Source organism: Bradyrhizobium genomosp. I (2014) (assembly GCF_000261685.1).
Classification (GTDB): domain Bacteria; phylum Pseudomonadota; class Alphaproteobacteria; order Rhizobiales; family Xanthobacteraceae; genus Bradyrhizobium.
Map to the genome: position 1 here is coordinate 1 of NZ_AJQE01000501.1, position 647 is coordinate 647.

At 60.4% G+C, this 647-nt stretch carries 1 protein-coding gene; it reads right to left on the reverse strand.

The genetic code is table 11. The features are described from left to right. Positions 1 to 647 (reverse strand): reverse transcriptase domain-containing protein (locus IC50_RS38260; RefSeq protein WP_244429730.1); only part of this gene is annotated, 647 nt, incomplete at both ends.

Consider the following 647-nt stretch of genomic DNA (forward strand, 5'->3'; position numbering starts at 1 on the left):
CCCTGTGGCGTGCCACACTTGTTGCTCTTACCGCCGCTCATGCGCCGTTTCCCGTTGCTATCCCGCTCCTCGACCGGTACTCGCAGCCATAACTTAATCAGCCGCAGCACATTCCGGTCGACGATGCGTCGGGCCACCGATTTGAGGAGGTCCGAGTGCGGTATCGTGTCGAAGTATTTCGACAAATCGGCGTCAACAACATCTGTGTAGCCCCGGCACATAAGCCGGTGCACTTCCTTGACGGCATCGACCGCGTTGCGGCGCGGGCGATATCCATAAGCTCCGTCCTCAAAATCCGCCTCGAAGATCGGTTCCAGCACGATCTTTGCAGCAGCTTGGACGACCCGGTCCCGGATTGTTGGGATACCGAGCGGACGTTCGCCGCCGCCGGGCTTCGGGATCATCACCCGCCGCACCGGATCGGGCCGATAGGTCTTCGTGACGAGTTCATCGCGCAGGCCAGCCAACCATGCTTCGAGTCCCGACGCGTCGATCTGTTCGAAAGTTATTCCGTCCACTCCCGGCGCACCCGCGTTGGCGCGGGCCAGCTTGTAGGCATGGCTCAGAATGTCCTCGCGGCAGATCTTGTCGTACAGCACGTAGAAGCGGAAGGCAGGCTCCGCCTTCGCCTTACAATAAAGCTTTCT